At 72.2% G+C, this 16,289-nt stretch carries 15 protein-coding genes; 11 read left to right on the forward strand and 4 right to left on the reverse strand.

Annotation, left to right across the window (positions count from 1 at the left end; all coding sequences use genetic code 11):
* The first annotated feature begins 9 nt into the window (after positions 1-9).
* The 3 genes from ACZ3UD_RS16490 to ACZ3UD_RS16500 all read left to right on the forward strand — a co-directional run bounded on the left by ACZ3UD_RS16490 (position 10) and on the right by ACZ3UD_RS16500 (position 2,867).
* Positions 10-1,221, forward strand: a complete 1,212-nt coding sequence (locus ACZ3UD_RS16490; protein ID WP_465587164.1) for an alanine racemase — start codon at positions 10-12, stop codon at positions 1,219-1,221.
* A 60-nt stretch (positions 1,222-1,281) separates the two neighbouring features.
* Entirely contained in the window at positions 1,282-1,701 is a 420-nt protein-coding gene (locus tag ACZ3UD_RS16495) for a hypothetical protein (RefSeq protein WP_465587167.1), read from the forward strand.
* 245 nt (positions 1,702-1,946) lie between these two features.
* A complete protein-coding gene (locus ACZ3UD_RS16500) occupies positions 1,947-2,867 on the forward strand; it encodes a lytic polysaccharide monooxygenase auxiliary activity family 9 protein (protein WP_465587169.1) in 921 nt (306 codons plus the stop codon).
* 139 nt (positions 2,868-3,006) lie between these two features.
* Here ACZ3UD_RS16500 and ACZ3UD_RS16505 read toward each other — a convergent pair whose 3' ends face one another.
* The 4 genes from ACZ3UD_RS16505 to ACZ3UD_RS16520 all read right to left on the reverse strand — a co-directional run bounded on the left by ACZ3UD_RS16505 (position 3,007) and on the right by ACZ3UD_RS16520 (position 7,861).
* On the reverse strand, positions 3,007-4,182 hold the full coding sequence (locus tag ACZ3UD_RS16505; RefSeq protein ID WP_465587171.1) for a DUF2510 domain-containing protein: 1,176 nt from the start codon (positions 4,180-4,182) through the stop codon (positions 3,007-3,009).
* 111 nt (positions 4,183-4,293) lie between these two features.
* A complete protein-coding gene (locus tag ACZ3UD_RS16510) occupies positions 4,294-5,079 on the reverse strand; it encodes a 3-oxoacyl-ACP reductase (protein WP_465587174.1) in 786 nt (261 codons plus the stop codon).
* A gap of 7 nt (positions 5,080-5,086) precedes the next feature.
* Positions 5,087-6,472, reverse strand: coding sequence for an aldehyde dehydrogenase family protein (locus tag ACZ3UD_RS16515; RefSeq protein WP_465587177.1), 1,386 nt, complete (start codon positions 6,470-6,472; stop codon positions 5,087-5,089).
* Between the two features lie 3 nt (positions 6,473-6,475).
* Positions 6,476-7,861, reverse strand: a complete 1,386-nt coding sequence (locus ACZ3UD_RS16520) for a glutamine synthetase family protein (RefSeq protein WP_465587180.1) — start codon at positions 7,859-7,861, stop codon at positions 6,476-6,478.
* A 155-nt stretch (positions 7,862-8,016) separates the two neighbouring features.
* Between ACZ3UD_RS16520 and ACZ3UD_RS16525 the strand changes: the two genes are divergently transcribed.
* From ACZ3UD_RS16525 to ACZ3UD_RS16560, 8 genes are all read left to right on the forward strand, one after another.
* A complete protein-coding gene (locus tag ACZ3UD_RS16525; RefSeq protein ID WP_465587183.1) occupies positions 8,017-8,745 on the forward strand; it encodes a gamma-glutamyl-gamma-aminobutyrate hydrolase family protein in 729 nt (242 codons plus the stop codon).
* A 718-nt stretch (positions 8,746-9,463) separates the two neighbouring features.
* Positions 9,464-10,540: a cation diffusion facilitator family transporter gene (locus ACZ3UD_RS16530; RefSeq protein WP_465587186.1), complete on the forward strand. Its 1,077-nt coding sequence runs from the start codon at positions 9,464-9,466 to the stop codon at positions 10,538-10,540.
* 57 nt (positions 10,541-10,597) lie between these two features.
* Positions 10,598-11,500, forward strand: a complete 903-nt coding sequence (locus ACZ3UD_RS16535; protein ID WP_465587511.1) for a 5'-3' exonuclease — start codon at positions 10,598-10,600, stop codon at positions 11,498-11,500.
* Between the two features lie 132 nt (positions 11,501-11,632).
* On the forward strand, positions 11,633-12,289 hold the full coding sequence (locus tag ACZ3UD_RS16540) for an HAD family hydrolase (protein WP_465587188.1): 657 nt from the start codon (positions 11,633-11,635) through the stop codon (positions 12,287-12,289).
* 59 nt (positions 12,290-12,348) lie between these two features.
* Complete coding sequence (locus ACZ3UD_RS16545; RefSeq protein ID WP_465587190.1) at positions 12,349-13,623, forward strand: helix-turn-helix domain-containing protein; 1,275 nt, start codon at positions 12,349-12,351, stop codon at positions 13,621-13,623.
* A gap of 181 nt (positions 13,624-13,804) precedes the next feature.
* A complete protein-coding gene (locus ACZ3UD_RS16550) occupies positions 13,805-14,302 on the forward strand; it encodes a hypothetical protein (protein WP_465587192.1) in 498 nt (165 codons plus the stop codon).
* Positions 14,303-14,339: 37 nt separating this feature from the next.
* A complete protein-coding gene (locus ACZ3UD_RS16555; protein ID WP_465587194.1) occupies positions 14,340-14,789 on the forward strand; it encodes an ATP-binding protein in 450 nt (149 codons plus the stop codon).
* 282 nt (positions 14,790-15,071) lie between these two features.
* On the forward strand, positions 15,072-16,145 hold the full coding sequence (locus ACZ3UD_RS16560; protein WP_465587197.1) for an SIR2 family protein: 1,074 nt from the start codon (positions 15,072-15,074) through the stop codon (positions 16,143-16,145).
* Positions 16,146-16,289 lie beyond the last annotated feature (144 nt).

The raw sequence follows: 16,289 nt of genomic DNA on the forward strand, positions 1-16,289 counted from the left end.
CCTGCGCGCATGGTCATCCTCGATGCACCCGCCCCCGTCTCCGACCGTCACCGGTACGACCGGGCCACCGCCCACCTGGACGGGCCGGTGGCCGTGGTGGACCTCGCCGCCTTCGACGCCAACGCCGCCGACCTGGTGCGCCGGGCCGGCGGGAAGCCGATCCGGGTGGCCAGCAAGTCGCTGCGCTGCCGGGCGCTGCTGGACCGGGCGCTGGCCGTGGACGGCTTCCTCGGGGTGATGAGCTTCACCCTGGGCGAGTCGCTCTGGCTGGCCCGTACCGGCGTGCGCGACGTCCTGCTCGCCTACCCCTCGACCGACCGGGACGGCTACGCCGCGCTGACCGCCGATCCGGAGCTGGCCGGCGGGATCACCGTCGTCCTGGACGACCCGGCCCAGCTGGACCTGATCGACAAGGCGCGCTCCGGCGACGCGGAGGTGCGGGTCTGCCTGGAGCTGGACACCGCGCTGCACCTGCTCGGCGGGCGGGTCCGGGTGGGCGCCCGGCGCTCGCCGCTGCGCACCCCGGAGGAGCTGGGCGCCTTCGCCGAAGCCGTCCAGCGCCGCCCGGGCTTCCGGGTGGTCGGCCTGATGGCGTACGAGGGGCACATCGCCGGGGTGGGCGACCGGGTGCCGGGGCGGCCGGTGCGCTCGCAGCTGATCCGGCTGATGCAGGGCCGGGCCCGGGCCGAGCTGGCCGAGCGGCGCGCGGCGGCGGTCCGGCGGCTGTGCCAGGTGGCCGAGCTGGAGTTCGTCAACGGCGGCGGCACCGGCAGCGTGGAGTCCACCGCGGCCGAGCCGGCCGTCACCGAGGTCGCGGCCGGGTCCGGGCTGTACCAGCCGCAGCTGTTCGACAACTACCGCGTGTTCCGGGGCCGTCCGGCCGCCCTGTTCGGCCAGCCGGTGGTGCGCCGCCCCGGGGTCGGGGTGGTGACGGTGCTCGGCGGCGGCTACCCGGCCTCCGGCGCGGCCGGACCGGACCGCTCGCCGGTGCCGTACCTGCCGCCGGGGCTGCGCTACGACCCGATGGAGGGCGCCGGCGAGGTGCAGACCCCGCTGCTCGGCTCGGCCGCGGACGACCTGCTGATCGGCGACCGGGTCTGGTTCCGGCACGCCAAGGCGGGCGAACTGTGCGAGCGCTTCGCGCAGTTGCACCTGATCGAGGGCGACCGGATCGTCCGCACCGTACCGACCTACCGGGGTGAGGGGAAGGCCTTCCTCTGACGGGCCGTCGGCCGGTGGCCTACCGTGGGGACGACACTGCGGCAGTGATGAGGGAGTGGCATGGAAGCCGAGATCGCGGAGCTTGCGACGAGGGGCGCGACCGCACTGGTCGGCCTGATGGTCACCGAGGCCTGGGCGCGGGTCAAGCCGCGCTTCGCAGCCCTGTTCGGACGGGACCGGGAAGAGGAGGTGACGCAGGAGCTGGACGAGATCCAGGGCGAGATCGCCGAGGCCCCGGAGACCCGCGACGCCCAAGTTCCCCAGTGGCAGCGGCGACTGCGCCTGGTACTGCAGAACAACCCGGAAGCAGCCACCCAACTCCGGCAGATCCTCGATGAGTTCTCGCCGAAGTCGACGGAGCAGCCGTCCACCGTGATCCACAACGAGCTCAAGGACATGACCGTCCACGGCTCCGTCATCCAGGTCGGCCAGGGCAAGGTCGCCCAGGCCGACACGATCAACGGCAACCTGAACTTCTGACCTTTCCCGAGCCTTGAGCGGGCCCGATGGAACACCTGACCCGGGTGTCCCATCGGGCCTTTGTGCTACTCCGGGGCCTGCAGTCCGTCAACAAGCCTGGTACGCAAGGCTATTGCCATCTGGTCCAGACCAATCCTACGCTCTGGCCGGGGGCCCGCGATCCGGGCCGGGCGGCCCCCGAACGGGCAGGCGTGTCCGCTCTCCCCCACACCCGCCCGGAACGACGGTCAAGGAGTCCCCACCCCATGTCCATCAAGCGAAGTGCCCTGTCCGTCGGCGTGGTCGGCGCCGCGGTGCTCGTGGTGGCCGCGACCACCGCCGGTACCGCCAGCGCCCACGGCACGATGACCAACCCCGTCAGCCGGGTCGGCGCCTGCTACGCCGAGGGCCCGGAACACCCGGTGTCGCAGGTCTGCAAGGACCTCGTCGCGGCGAGCGGCACCCAGCCGCTGTACGACTGGAACGAGGTCAACATCGCCAACGCCGCCGGGAACCACCAGGCGCTGATCCCGGACGGCAGGCTCTGCTCGGCCAACCGCGACAAGTACGCGGCGCTGGACTGGCCGCGCACCGACTGGCCGGCCACCCCGGTCAGCGCGGGCAGCTTCACCTTCCGGTTCCGCACCACGGCGCCGCACGTCGGCACCCAGACCGTCTACCTCACCAAGCCGGGCTACGACCCGACCAAGCCGCTGAAGTGGTCGGACCTCGACCCGACCCCGGTGGCCCAGGTGCAGGTCGACCGCACCGCCGTCAACGGGTACTACACCTACTCGGGCACCCTGCCGCAGCGCACCGGCCGCCAGCTGCTGTACATGATCTGGCAGCGCAGCGACAGCCCGGAGGCGTTCTACAGCTGCTCCGACGTCGACTTCGGCACGCCCACCACCGCGGGCGCCCCGGCCGTCTCCTCGCTCGCCGCCCCGGCCGCGCCCAGCGACGCGCAGATCGCCGCCGACGCCCCCAGGTCCACGGTCGCCCACCACGGCCACGGCGGGGACCCGAACGCCCCCGCCGGCCAGCCGATCCCGGCCACCGCCGCGGCCGTGGCCGGCACCTCGGCCACCGGTCCGCTGCTGCTGGCCGGTGCCGCCGCGCTCGGCGTGGGCTGGGCGGGCATGGTGCTCCGGCGCCGTCGTGTCGAGGCTGTTCGACGCGACTCCTGACGCCGGACGCGGAGCCGGGCCGGCCCACCCCCGTCCGGTCCGGTTCCGCGGCGCCGTCGAGGTGTCGGGTTGAACGGCGGCGGCCCACCCGGGAGGGATTCCTCCCGGGTGGGCCGCCGCGGTGTGAGGAGCGGGGGACTCAGGTGGTCTCGGTCCCCGAGCCGTCGGGGGTCCCCGAGCCGTCGGGGCTGCCCGCGCTGCCCGAGCTGCCGGAGCCGCCGCCCGGCATCCCCGGCATCCCAGGGAGGCCGGGGACGGGCGGGAGCTTGCCCTTGAAGTCGGCGATGCCCTTGACGATGGTGTCCATCACGGCGACGTCCGGCGCCTTGTCGGCGATGTCGAAGCCGAAGTGCACCGCGACCAGCGCCTTGCCGTCGGTGGACGGGAAGACCACGGTCTGCACGTAGCCGTTGTTGCCCTTGGCCGCGTCCACCTTCCAGCGGACCAGGTAGCCGTCCTGCCCGTTGACCTTCACGGCCTCGGACTTGAGCTCCTGGTGCCCGGTGCTGTCCCCGTACGAATCCTTGGCGGCCTTCTCGATGTCCGCCTTGGCCGCCGCCTGGACGTCCGTGCCGCCGCCGTCGATCCGGCCGGTGGTCACCCCGCCGAGGGAGCACCTGGCGGTGCCGTCCGCGCAGGTGTACGAGCCGACGGTGATCTCGGCGTAGCCGTCATCGGTCTGGCCGGCCTGCCAGCCTGAGGGGACCGGCAGGGTGAGCTTGTTCACCAGGTCGATCGCCTTTCCGGCGCCCGGCTTGGACTTCCCGCTGCCGTTTCCGCCGCCGCCACCACCGCTGCCACCGCTGCCACCGCTGCCACCGGTGCCGCCGCCGAGGCCCGGGAGGCCGCCGAACGGCCCCGCGTCGCCGTTCGGCGCGGGCAGCTGCCGGGCGCTGCGCTGGGTGCGGTCCTTGTCGTGGCCGTCCATCGCGAGGTAGGTGATCCCCGAGCCGGCGCCCAGCCCGAGCAGGGCCGCGACGGCGGTCGCCGCCACCAGCTTGGAGGGCTTGCGCCAGGCCTTGCGCGGCGGCTTGACGGGCTCGCCGTGGGAGCCGTACGCGGCGCCCAAGGGCGGCGGCTCCGGGTAGCGGACCGTCGGACCGCTGTCCAGGACCTCACCCTCCAGCACCGTGGGCTGCTCCGCCGCTCCCGGCCCCGGAGCCGCGGCGGCCGGGCGCGCCGGCTGCGGGGCGTCCGAGGGCGCGGGCCGGGTGTCGGCCGTCCAGCCCTGCCCGTCCCACCAGCGCTGCGGTCTCGGCTGGCTGGTGGTGTCCTTCGGATCCGGGTACCACCCGGCTGGAATCTGCTCGCTCACACCACAGAATCTAAAGGCAGCCGGATAAACGCGAAATCAGCGCAGCCGCGAATTGGCGCGGTTTTCGATGAGATTACGGTGAGAAGCCGCCGACGGCCCGCCGGCGTGTTCCTACCGGGGCGTCACGTACGCCCCGGAGATGCCGCCGTCCACCAGGAACTCGCTCGCGGTGATGAACGAGGAGTCGTCGCTGGCCAGGAAGGCCACCGCGGCGGCGATCTCCTCGGCCCGGGCGAAGCGGCCGAGCGGGATGTGCACCAGCCGGCGGGCCGCCCGCTCCGGGTCCTCGGCGAACAGCTCGCGCAGCAGCGGGGTGTCCACCGGCCCGGGCGACAGCGCGTTCACCCGGATCCCCTCCCGGGCGAACTGGACGCCCAGCTCGCGGGACATCGCCAGCACCCCGCCCTTGGAAGCGGTGTACGAGATCTGCGAGGTGGCCGCCCCCATCCGGGCCACGAAGCTGGCGGTGTTGATGATCGAGCCCCGCCCGTGCCGGCGCATGTACGGCAGCGCGGCCTTGCAGCACAGGTAGACCGAGGTCAGGTTGACCTCCTGGACCTTGCGCCAGGCGTCCAGGCCGGTGGTCAGGATGGAGTCGTCCTCCGGCGGCGAGATGCCCGCGTTGTTGAAGGCGACGTCCACGCTGCCGTACGTCTCGTACGCCTCGTCGAACAGCGCCTCGACCATGTACGGGTCGGTGACGTCGGTGTGCACGAACAGCCCGCCGACCTCCTTGGCGGCCGCCCGGCCGGTCTCCTCGTCCAGGTCCGCGCAGACCACCTTGGCGCCCTCGGAGGCGAGCCGGCGGGCGGCGGCCAGGCCGATCCCGCTGCCCGCCCCGGTGACCACGGCGGTGCGGCCGACCAGGCGGCGGCAGACGATGTCGTTGTCGCGCATCGGGCTCCTACTCCTCACTGTGGATGAAGACGTTCTTGGTCTCGGTGAAGTGGCGCAGCGCGTCCGGCCCCAGCTCGCGGCCCACCCCGGACTCTCCGAACCCGCCGAAGGGCGTCCAATAGCGCACCGAGGAGTGCGAGTTGACCGACAGGTTGCCCGCCTGCACGCCCCGGGCCAGCCGCAGCGCCCGGCCGACGTCCCTGGTCCAGATCGAGCCGGACAGGCCGTAGCGGGTGGCGTTGGCCAGGCGCAGCGCGTCGGCCTCGTCGGTGAACGGCAGCACGGTGGCGACCGGGCCGAAGATCTCCTCGGTGACCGCCGGGACCTCCGGGTCGGCGGGGGCGAGCACGGTCGGCGGGTACCAGTAGCCGGGCCCGTCCGGCACGGTGCCACGGGCCAGCACCGGCAGCTCGGGGGTGACGTAGGAGCCGACCCGGCGGACCTGCGCGGCCGAGATCAGCGGGCCGAGCTGGGTGTTCGGGTCGTTCGGGTCGCCGGTGCGCAGCGCCTCCACCGCGGGCAGCAGCAGGGCGAGGAAGTCCTCGTACACCTCGCGCTGGACCAGGATGCGGCTGCGGGCGCAGCAGTCCTGGCCGCTGTTGTCGGCGAAGGACATCGGGTCGGCGGCGCGGGCCAGGTCGGCGTCGGCGAAGACGACGTTGGGGCTCTTGCCGCCGAGTTCCAGGGTGACCCGCTTGGCCCGGGCGGCGCAGCGGGCGGCGACCTCCTTGCCGACCACGGTCGAGCCGGTGAAGACGATCTTGCGGACGGCCGGGTGGTCGACCAGGGCCCGCCCGGTGGTGCCGCCGGCGCCCGGGACGATCTGGAACAGGCCCTCGGGCAAGCCCGCGGCGAGTGCCAGTTCGGCCAGCCGCAGAGCGGTCAGCGGGGTCGCCTCGGCGGGCTTGAGGAGTACGGCGTTGCCGGCCGCGAGGGCGGGCGCGAAGCCCCAGGCGGCGATCGGCATCGGGAAGTTCCAGGGGGCGATCACCCCGACCACGCCGACCGGTTCGTGGAAGGTCACGTCCAGGCCGCCGGGGACGGGGATCTGACGTCCAGTCAGACGCTCCACTCCCCCTGCGGCGTACTCCAGCAGGTCGCGGACGTTGCCGGCCTCCCAGCGGGCGTTGCCCACGGTGTGGCCGGCCTCGCGCGCCTCCAGGGCGGCCAGTTCGGGGATGTGCACCTCGACCTGGTCGGCGAACCGGCGCAGCAGCCGGGCGCGTTCACCGGGCGCCAACGCCGCCCAGCCCGCCCGGGCCTTCACCGCCCGCTGGACGGCCGCGTCCAGCTGCTCGGCGGTGGTGTCCGGGACGGTGGCGAGCACCTCGCCGGTGGCGGGGTTGCGGACGGTGCTGCTGGTCGGCTCGGCGCCGCCGGTCGGCTCGGTCACGGCTCACATCCGTTCGAAGGATCGGTAGCGCTCCCAGTCGGTGACGGCCCCGTCGTAGGCGGCCTGCTCGACCCGGGCCATGTTCAGGTAGTGCTCGACCACGTCGTCGCCGAAGGCCGACCGGGCCAGCTCGCTCTCCGCCCACAACTCGGCCGCCTCGCGCAGCGATCCGGGCACCCGGGCGTACTCCTCCACCGCGTAGGCGTTGCCCAGGCAGGGCGCGGGCAGGTCGAGCTTGCGCTGCAGGCCGTACAGCCCGGCGGCGATCATGCCGGCCACCGCGAGGTACGGGTTGACGTCGCCGCCGGGCACCCGGTTCTCCATCCGCAGCCCCGGGCCGTGGCCGACCACCCGGTAGGCGCAGGTGCGGTTGTCCCGGCCCCAGGCGACGGCGGTCGGGGCGAACGAGCCGGGGCGGTAGCGCTTGTAGGAGTTGATGTTCGGCGCGTACAGCAGGCTGAACTCGCGCAGCGCGAGGAGCTGTCCGGCCAGGAAGTGCCGCATGGTGTCGGTCATCCGGCCGTCGCGGTCGGCGAAGGCGGGGGCGCCCACCGCGTCGCGCAGCGACAGGTGGATGTGGCAGCTGTTGCCCTCGCGCTCGTCGTACTTGGCCATGAAGGTGAGCGCGCAGCCCTGTTGGGCGGCGATCTCCTTGGCGCCGGTCTTGTAGACGCTGTGCTGGTCGCAGGTGGTGAGGGCGTCGGTATAGCGGAAGGCGATCTCGTGCTGGCCGAGGTTGCACTCGCCCTTCGCGGACTCGACGGTCAGCCCGGCGCCCGCCATCTCGTTGCGGATCCGGGACAGCAGCGGTTCGATCCTGGCGGTGCCCAGCATCGAGTAATCCACGTTGTACAGGTTCGCCGGGGTCAGGCCGCGGTAGCCGCCGAGCCAGGCCTGCTCGTAGGTGTCGCGGAACACCAGGAACTCCAGCTCGGTGCCGATGTCGGCGGCCAGGCCGTACTCGGCGAGCCGGGCGATCTGCCGGCGCAGCAGCTGGCGCGGGGCGGCGTCCACCGGGTGGCCGCCGTGCCGGGCCAGGTCGGCGGTGACCTGGGCGGTGCCGGGCTGCCACGGAGTCAGCCGCAGGGTGCCGAGGTCGGGGCGCATGGCGAAGTCGCCGTAGCCGGTGGCCCAGGAGGAGAAGGCGTAACCGTCCACGGTGTTCAGGTCCACGTCCACGGCCAGCAGGTAGTCGCAGGCCTCGGCGCCCTTCTCGGCGACCTCGTCGAGGAAGAACCGGGCGGCGAAGCGCTTGCCCTGCAGCCGGCCCTGCATGTCGGTGAACGAGAGCGCCACGGTGTGCACCTCGCCGGCGTCCACCAGGGTGCGCAGCTCGTCCAGGGTCAGCGGCGGCCGGGGCGGCGAGCCCGCGGCGGCGTTCTCGGGCATGGCGGAACCCTCCCCATCGATCACTCTTTGAATTCAAGCGGTCACAGCGAACCGTACGGCCTGCGGCTCGCGGGGCGGAAGAGGGCGGACGGGTGTGGCGCGCCGATATGCGTGCTTGACGGGGGATCAGCCGGTACGGGAGGAGAATGCGCGCCATGGATCGCAGGCCATTGATCGGCGTCAGCACCTACCTGGTGGACGCGAGTTGGAGCGACTGGCGGGGCCGCCGGGTCGCCCTGGTGCCCGAGCGGTACACCGCGTACGTCCGTAACTCCGGCGGGATCGCCGTCCTCCTGCCGCCCGACGCCCCCGAACGCGCCCCCGAGGTGCTCGCCCGACTGGACGGCCTGGTCATCGCCGGCGGGCCGGACATCGACCCGGCGTACTACGGCGAGCCGGCGCACCCGTTGACGGAGGTCGACTCGCCGGAGCGGGACGCCTGGGAGGTCGCGCTGCTGCGGGGTGCCCTGGCGGCGGGGATGCCGGTGCTCGGGATCTGCCGGGGGATGCAGGTCCTGAACGTGGTCTGCGGCGGGACGCTGGTGCAGCACCTGCCGGACGTGGTCGCGGTGGACGTGCACGGCGGATCGCCCGGGGTCTACGGCGCCCACGTGGTGCGACCGGTGCCGGGGACGCTGCTGGGCGGGCTGCTGCCGGAGAGCGAGTTGGAGGTGCCGACCTTCCACCACCAGGCGGTGGACCGGCTGGGGGCGGGCCTGCGGGTGAGCGCGCTCGCGCCGGACGGGACGGTGGAGGCGGTGGAGGGACCGGGGTTCACGGTCGGGGTGCAGTGGCATCCGGAGCAGGGGGACGACCTGCGGGTGATGCAGGGCCTGGTGCGGGCCGCCACCGCGGCGGCGCTGGACGCGGTGGCGCTGGGGTGAACGCGGACCGGGGGGCGTGGCAACTTCCGGTGGGGGGCGGGCAGGCCGTGGAGCAACGCTTGGGCCGGGTCGGCCGGCGTGCTGCCGCGCTGTAGCCACTGGGCCACCAGGGGCGCCGGCTCTTCTGCCTCGCGCATCGGGAGGTCCGCTCCTGGTGCCGGACCCCGGAGCGTTGGCGCGCTGCCGGGGTCACCTGCTTTCGGTTTGACTGCGGAACGCGGCACGACGCCTCTTGGTGCAACTGCCTTTCAGGGCAAGCGCGTTTATCACACTTGCCGTCGATTGCGCTCTGCATCCACGGCATCAAAAGGCGTTGGAGCCGGGGAACGTGCTGGTGCGGGAACCACTCGCGGGAGGCCGCGAGATGGCGGTTCATCAATTCCTCGGTGGTCGGTTCGAGTTCAGAGCGCCAGCGGAACGATGCCGCGGTAGCGATCTCCACCGGCCGTGATCGTCGCGGACCGGCGCACGGCCGCGCAAGCTCGCCCCCCGTTCGGGTGACCGCAGATCACGGCCCTGACCGGGGTACACGCCACCGGCAACCCGACCACAGGCCGGGCCGACGCGGGGCATGTGAGCGGCAACCGAGCACCGACCGAACGGCAACGACAACGGTCACCAGTACAGCCTTTGGATCTTTGTCGATTCTGCGGTTCACTTCGAGTGCGGGGCGATCGCACCGCGTCACCTCCCACCCGTGCGTCCAGAGAGGACTTCGATGGCCGGGCACGAGCATTCCCACGATGATCATGCGCATGACCACCAGAACTCGCACGGCCACGGACACGGACACGGACACGGCGGACACGGACACGGCGGGCACGGAGGCCATTCGCACGGCGTCTCCGCCGACGCCGACCGCCGCTGGCTGGTCAGCGCCCTCGCCCTGATCGTCGTCTTCATGGCCGGCGAGGTCGCGGTCGGCTTCGCCGCCCAGTCGCTGGCCCTGATCTCCGACGCGGCGCACATGCTCACCGACGCCGCCTCGATCGTGCTGGCCCTGGTCGCCATGCGGCTCGCCGCCCGCCCGGCCCGCGGCGGCTACACCTACGGGCTCAAGCGTGCCGAGATCCTCTCCGCGCAGGCCAACGGCGTGACGCTGCTGGTGCTGTCGGCCTGGCTGGGCTACGAGGCGATCACCCGGCTGATCGAGCCGCCCGCGGTCACCGGCTCGCTGGTGCTGATCACCGCGCTGATCGGGATCGTGGTCAACCTGGCCGCCGCCTGGTGCATGTCGAAGGCCAACCGCAGCTCGCTGAACGTCGAAGGCGCCTTCCAACACGTCCTCACCGACCTGTACGCCTTCGTCGCCACCGCCATCGCCGGTGTGATCATGCTGACCACCAGCTTCGTCCGGGCCGACGCGATCGCCTCGCTGATCGTGGTCGCGCTGATGCTCAGGGCCGGCATCGGGCTGGTCCGCGACTCCGGACGGATCTTCCTGGAGGCCGCCCCCGCCGGGATCGACCCGGACACGGTGGCCGACCGACTGGTCGCCGAGCCGCTGGTCGAGGAGATCCACGACCTGCACATCTGGGAGATCACCTCCAACCAGCCGGCCCTGTCCGCCCACATCCTGGTCACCCCCGGCGGCGACTGCCACGCCGTCCGGCGCTCGCTGCAGCGCCGGCTGGCCGAGGAGTACGGCATCACCCACAGCACCCTCCAGGTCGACCACGTCGGCGAGGACGAGGCGGGCGCGCTGCTCCAGATCGCCACCCCGGGCGATTCGGCCGCCGAACACTGCGCCGACGCGCACGGCCCGGTGCACCGCGCCGGCCCGCACGAGCACTGAGACCGCTCTTCGTCATCGCGGTGCGGCATGATCTGACACGTGACCGCACCGCGACTGATGCTGCTCGACTCCGCCAGCCTGTACTTCCGGGCCTACTTCGGCGTACCGGACACCCTGCGCTCCCCGCAGGGTGAGCCGGTCAACGCCGTCCGCGGCCTGCTGGACTTCATCGCCCGGCTGGTCCACGACCACCGCCCCGACGAACTCGTCGCCTGCATGGACGCCGACTGGCGCCCCCAGTGGCGCGTGGACCTCGTCCCCTCCTACAAGACCCACCGGGTCGCCGAAGCCGCCGAGGACGGCGAGGAGGAGGTGCCCGACACGCTGGCCCCGCAGGTCCCGGTGATCGAGCAGGTGCTCGACGCCCTCGGCATCGCCCGGGTCGGCTCTCCCGGCTACGAGGCCGACGACGTGATCGGCACCCTCACCGCCCGCGCCGAGGGCCCGGTGCAGATCGTCACCGGAGACCGCGACCTGTTCCAACTGGTGGACGACGCCCGGCGGATCACCGTGCTCTACCCGGTCAAGGGCATGGGCAACCTGCAGGTCACCGACGACGCGCTGCTGCTGGAGAAGTACGGCGTGCGCGGCGCCCAGTACGCCGACATGGCCGCCCTGCGCGGCGACCCGTCCGACGGCCTGCCCGGCGTCAAGGGCATCGGCGAGAAGACCGCCGCCCAACTGATCAACGAGTACGGCGACCTCGCGGCCATCCGCGCCGCGGCGCTGGACGTGGGTTCCAGGCTCACCCCGGCCCGCCGCCGCAACATCGTCGAGGGCGCCGCCTACCTCGACGTCGCCCCCACCGTCGTCCGGGTGGCTCAGGACGCCCCCCTGCCCGACTTCGACCCGGCCCTCCCTCACGAGCCCCTGGACCCGATGACCCTGGAACACCTCTCCACCCGCTGGGGCCTCGGCACCTCCCTCGACCGCGTCCTGGAGGCCCTGGCCGCGCGCTGAGCGCCGCGATGGGGCCCGCACGAACGCCCTCACGCGGACCCCGATCATCTGCCCTCACGCGGCGGCGAGTTCGGCGGCTCAATGGGCGAGTACCTTCGCCGTACTGCGACGCACCGAGAAGGGGAACTCATCATGGCGCAACCGGCTGTGCCCGGCACGCTTCCGTCCACGTACCGAGGCTTGATCCTCGACTTCGCCGGCGTCCTCACCACGGATGCTCTCGCTGTGCACCGCGAGTGGTGCGTAAGCCAGGGACTCGACCCCGAGGCCTGGCGCCGCACGCTGAACACGCACCCGGTCGTCCGGCAGCTCTACGCGGACCTTGAGCGCGGCACCCTCAGCCAAGCGGACTGGAACCGACAGGCCGCGCCGTACCTCGGACTGACCGAGCACGAGAACCTGATGGGCCGAGCGTGGGCTGGCGTCCGGCCGGCGGCCGACATGGTGGCCCTCGCCAAAGCCGCCCGGGAAGCCGGCTACATGGTCGCCATGCTGTCCAACAGCTTCGGCCTGGACCCCTATGACCCGTACGCCGCCTGCGGCGTGTGGGACCTGTTCGACGTCACGGTGATCTCCGAGCGCGAGGGAATCGCCAAGCCTGACCCGGCGATCTACCAGCTGACGCTGGACCGCATAGGTTTGCCGGGCGAGGCGTGCGTGTTCGTAGACGACCACCCGGTGAACCTGCCGCCAGCCGAAGCGCTCGGCATCACCACGGTCCTCGCCGACGGTCAGCCTGGCACCTCCGCCCGGGTGGCGTCCCTGCTTGGCATCGGCGCCTGCGTCTGACCTGCGGCAGGCCGACCACCGCCCCGCACGTCAACTGGCGTACGGGGCATAACCGTTCTATGTCACACCCGCACCCTGCGGGAGTACCGTCACAGGAAGGCCACAACCTGGGACGGAGTCAGCCAATGACCCTGTGGGCGGAACGGACCACGGCGGAGCGTGTCAAGATCCTGCGCGGCAGGGAGGTGACGCAGGAGAACTTGGCAGAGAAGTCGGGCGTGTCCCTCGGCACGATCCGGAAGCTCGAACAGGGCGGCAGCCTGTCGCTGCCGTCGCTGATGAAGGTAGCCGCCGGCCTCGGCACGGACGTGTCGGTGATCCTCGGCCAGCAGTCCCCGCGCCGGGGCATGGACCTGGACGAACGCTCGGCCCTGCGGGCGGTGTCGGCGGCCGTGCACGACACCGGCCTTGGCATCGGCACCGACGTGGAGCCCGGCAGCCTGGAGGACCTGCGGGACGCCGCGCGGCGCGCTGACGCCGCGTTCTGGAGCGGCCGCTACGTGGAGCTCGGCGCGCTCCTGTCCGCCCTGCTGCCCGAGGCGCGGGCGCTGTTCGACGCCGCCGGACCGGACCGGCGCGAGGCCGCCGGCGGCGTCCTCTCCGACGCGTTCCAGACCGCCGCCGTCATGGCCAACATTCTCGGCGCCCGCGACCTCGGATACACCGCGATCACCCACGGCCGCAACGTCGCCGACCAGGTCGGTGACGACCTTCGGTCCGCCCACCTGATGGCGTCGCTGTCGTGGATCTGCCTGCGCGACGGCCATACCTCCAAAGGCGTTCACGTCGCCCAGCAGGCCGCCGCCAAGGTCGAGCCGCGTATGTCCGACAGTGACCCGGACCGGCTCAGTGTGTACGGACAGCTCGTCACGAACGCCGCCGTCGCCGCGTCCCGAGGCGGGGCGAGTGCGGACACCGCCCGGGACTTTTTGAGCCAGTGTCACGCCGTTGCGGCCCGAATCGGCCGCGAGCACGCCCGAGGCAACCAGGGCCAGCCCTTCGGCCCGTCCTACGCCGCTACGCAGGCCGTGTCGGTGGCGATGGCGCTCGGCGACACCGCCGGCGCACTGCGCTGGATCGAGACGACCCGTCTCGACACAAACATGCCGCTGTCCACGCGGGCCAGGTTTCACCTGGACATCGCGCTGACACGCACCGAGACGCGGCAGTGGGAGGCTGCCGCCGCCGAGTTGAAAGAGGCGTGCCGGATCGCCCCGAGGTGGGTCCGGCACCAGGCTCTTCCGGGGGTGATCACGGACCGGATCGCAGACGTGTCGATGTCCATGGCGCGGAGCGTTGCGCAGGCCGCCGGCGTCCCTCTGGTGGTCAGGTAGCGCCACGTCGTGACGTGGTGGTCCGTGAGCTTCGGAAATACGCGGCTACCACGCCCCGTGGCGCCCGGCCGCCGTGACGGGCGCGGGTACCACGGAGCGTGGTGGTCGGCGGTGGGTGACTTCGTCGGCTACCACGACCCGTGTATTCACCGACAGTGATCGTTCGATGACAGTGGTCGGCATGACCAGTGACCACCCCCGGCCCGTCGGCCGCGTCCCCGTCGCCATCTACATCTGCGTTGGTGACGCACCCGCCGCCGATCTCATCGCCGCCCATGTCCGTACGTTCACCGAGGCCTGTCAGTGGCCGGTGGCCGTGCTCTCCGTGGACAGCGACCCCGCGCAGCCCCTGATGGCCCGGCCCGGCTGGCAGGCCGTGACCGACGCCCTGTCTGAGCAGACGGTCGTCGGCGTTGTTACCTGGACCCGCGACATGGTCCACGACGACCCCATGGCCAGCCCGAGCCGGCATGCGGCCGCCTTCGACCGGCTCGCCACCGTCCTGCGCGAACGCGGCGCGTTCCTCGCCGCCGCCCACCCCGGCGCCGTCGCGGTGCCGCTGCGCCGCTCCCCCGGCGACCACTGGCGCCGGCGCGAGCTCGCGTCCTCGGCCGCCGGCCTGTTCACCCCCCGTCGCGCGGCCGGACTCGGCACCGACCCGAGGGACACCGGATGCTGACCTGGCCGACCGTCGCGCGCCCCACATGGGGCCAGCGATGACCGCTACCTCTGAACGGACCCCACCGGCCGCAGATACGCCCCCGGCCGCCCTGCCGGCTCCGGCCACCATCCGGCTGCCTTACGCCCCGCAATCGGCCCGCGACGCCCGCCGCCTGGTCAGCGCCAAGCTCACCGAGTGGGGCCTGCCCAACCTGGCAGACGACGCGGAGCTGATCATCTCCGAGCTGGTGGGCAACGCGGTGCGGACCGGCTGCCAGACTCACATGGTCGTCGCCGTACTCCGCCCCACAGCCGGCACCGTGCGCCTACTGGTCTCCGACGGCTCGGCGTCCCCGCCCGTACAGATCGACGCCGGCCCCACCGCCGAGTCCGGCCGGGGCCTGACCCTGGTTCACCACCTGACGAACGGCAAGTGGGGCGTCCAGCTCTGGCCTCGGGGCAAGGTCGTCCACGCCGACCTAGCCGTGCCGGACGACCGCGCCTGACGGCACCCAGGACTCCGCCCGCTGTTCCAGGCGGATCAGGCGCCGGCCGCGTGCATCCCCCGAGCAGCGGCCGGCACCCCAACAACCCCTGATCACGAACACCACCCGAAGGAGACGGCCGTGTTCCTGCCCTATGCCGTGATCGAGTAGCTGACCGACACGCAGGTCAAGAGCTGGGAACAGCACTTCGCCGGCGATGGCCACGAGCGCCCCCGCTCCATCGAGGAGGGAATCTGGCGCCGAACGCAGGACGCCGCTAACGCAGCACAGTCCGGCTGGTCGGTGGACAATGCCGGGCGCCGCCGGGTCGTCCACTACCGCTACCTGTACGGGCTCGACTACACGTTCCCTGTCCCGCGCCTGGTCCTGTCGGACCTGTACCTGTTCCACTCCTGCACCGCCCCCGCCGACGAGATCGCTGCGTACCTGCGGCAGATCGGCGTGTGGCTCGGCCGAGGCAACTGGCGCTCGAAGGGCGATGGTGTGTGGGCGAAAGGTGACCTGCGCCTTAGCGTCGCCGATTACGACGACCACCCGCAGGACGAGCGCGCCGGACGTCTCACCCCGGCGGGCTTCCGGTCTGTCGATCTGTCTTTCATCTCGGAGGACTTCAAAGTCCCGCGCACCGTGCGAAATCTACCGTGGGACGTCCTCGCGGGCGGCATGCGGGTCAAGGACCAGCGCGGAGAGCCCACGATCACGCCCGACCTCACGCCGATCCTGGACTACCTGCCGTTTCAGGTCGAAGTCGGCTGCGGCACGTCCATCGAAGCCGGTATCCCACCTCTGCATTACCTGCACGAGGTGTACCGGGTCACCGACCGCCGCGACAACGCCCTGACGCAGTCGCACGCTTTCACCCTCAGTCCCGAGGCCGACACGCTGGTGCCCGAGATGCTGCTCAGCGCGGACACCAAGGCGCCCGACCTGGTCGCCATGTTCCGCGCGTGCTTCCTCGCCGAGCCGACGGCCGCGCACCGCGCGCTCAAGGCCCTGCACACCGCCGGACACCTGGTCGGCCCCGTGATCACGCACAACTTCGACACCCTCTCCGCGCGGGCCGGGCTGCCCGAGGTGTTCGTGCGCCGCTACGACCAGAAGATTCCGCCGGTGCCGCTGCTGCCCGAAGCTCGCTCCCTGCTGGTCATCGGCCTGCATGCCGACCGGCGCGCGGTCCAGCAGCGTGCCCGCGACATGGGGATGCGGATCTTCTACGTGGACCCCGAAGGGCTGGTGAAGAACGGCACCTTCAAGCCCTACCCGATCGAGGGTGTCCGCACCGGCGACGTCATCGTTCGCCAGGACGCGATCCCGGCCCTGATCCACCTATGCGAGCTACTGAACATCACGGTGTGACACGGCGTCACATGCCGTCCTGATCAAGACCTTCGGGCCGGTAGCGTCGCGGGGGGGGCCCCCCCAGGGGCGCCCCCCCCCCCACCACACCCCCCAAACAAACCGTTTTGGGGGGGACGGGTTGGGGGGCGGGCCCCACCCCCC

The sequence above is a fragment of the Kitasatospora sp. NPDC023118 genome (assembly GCF_055560875.1).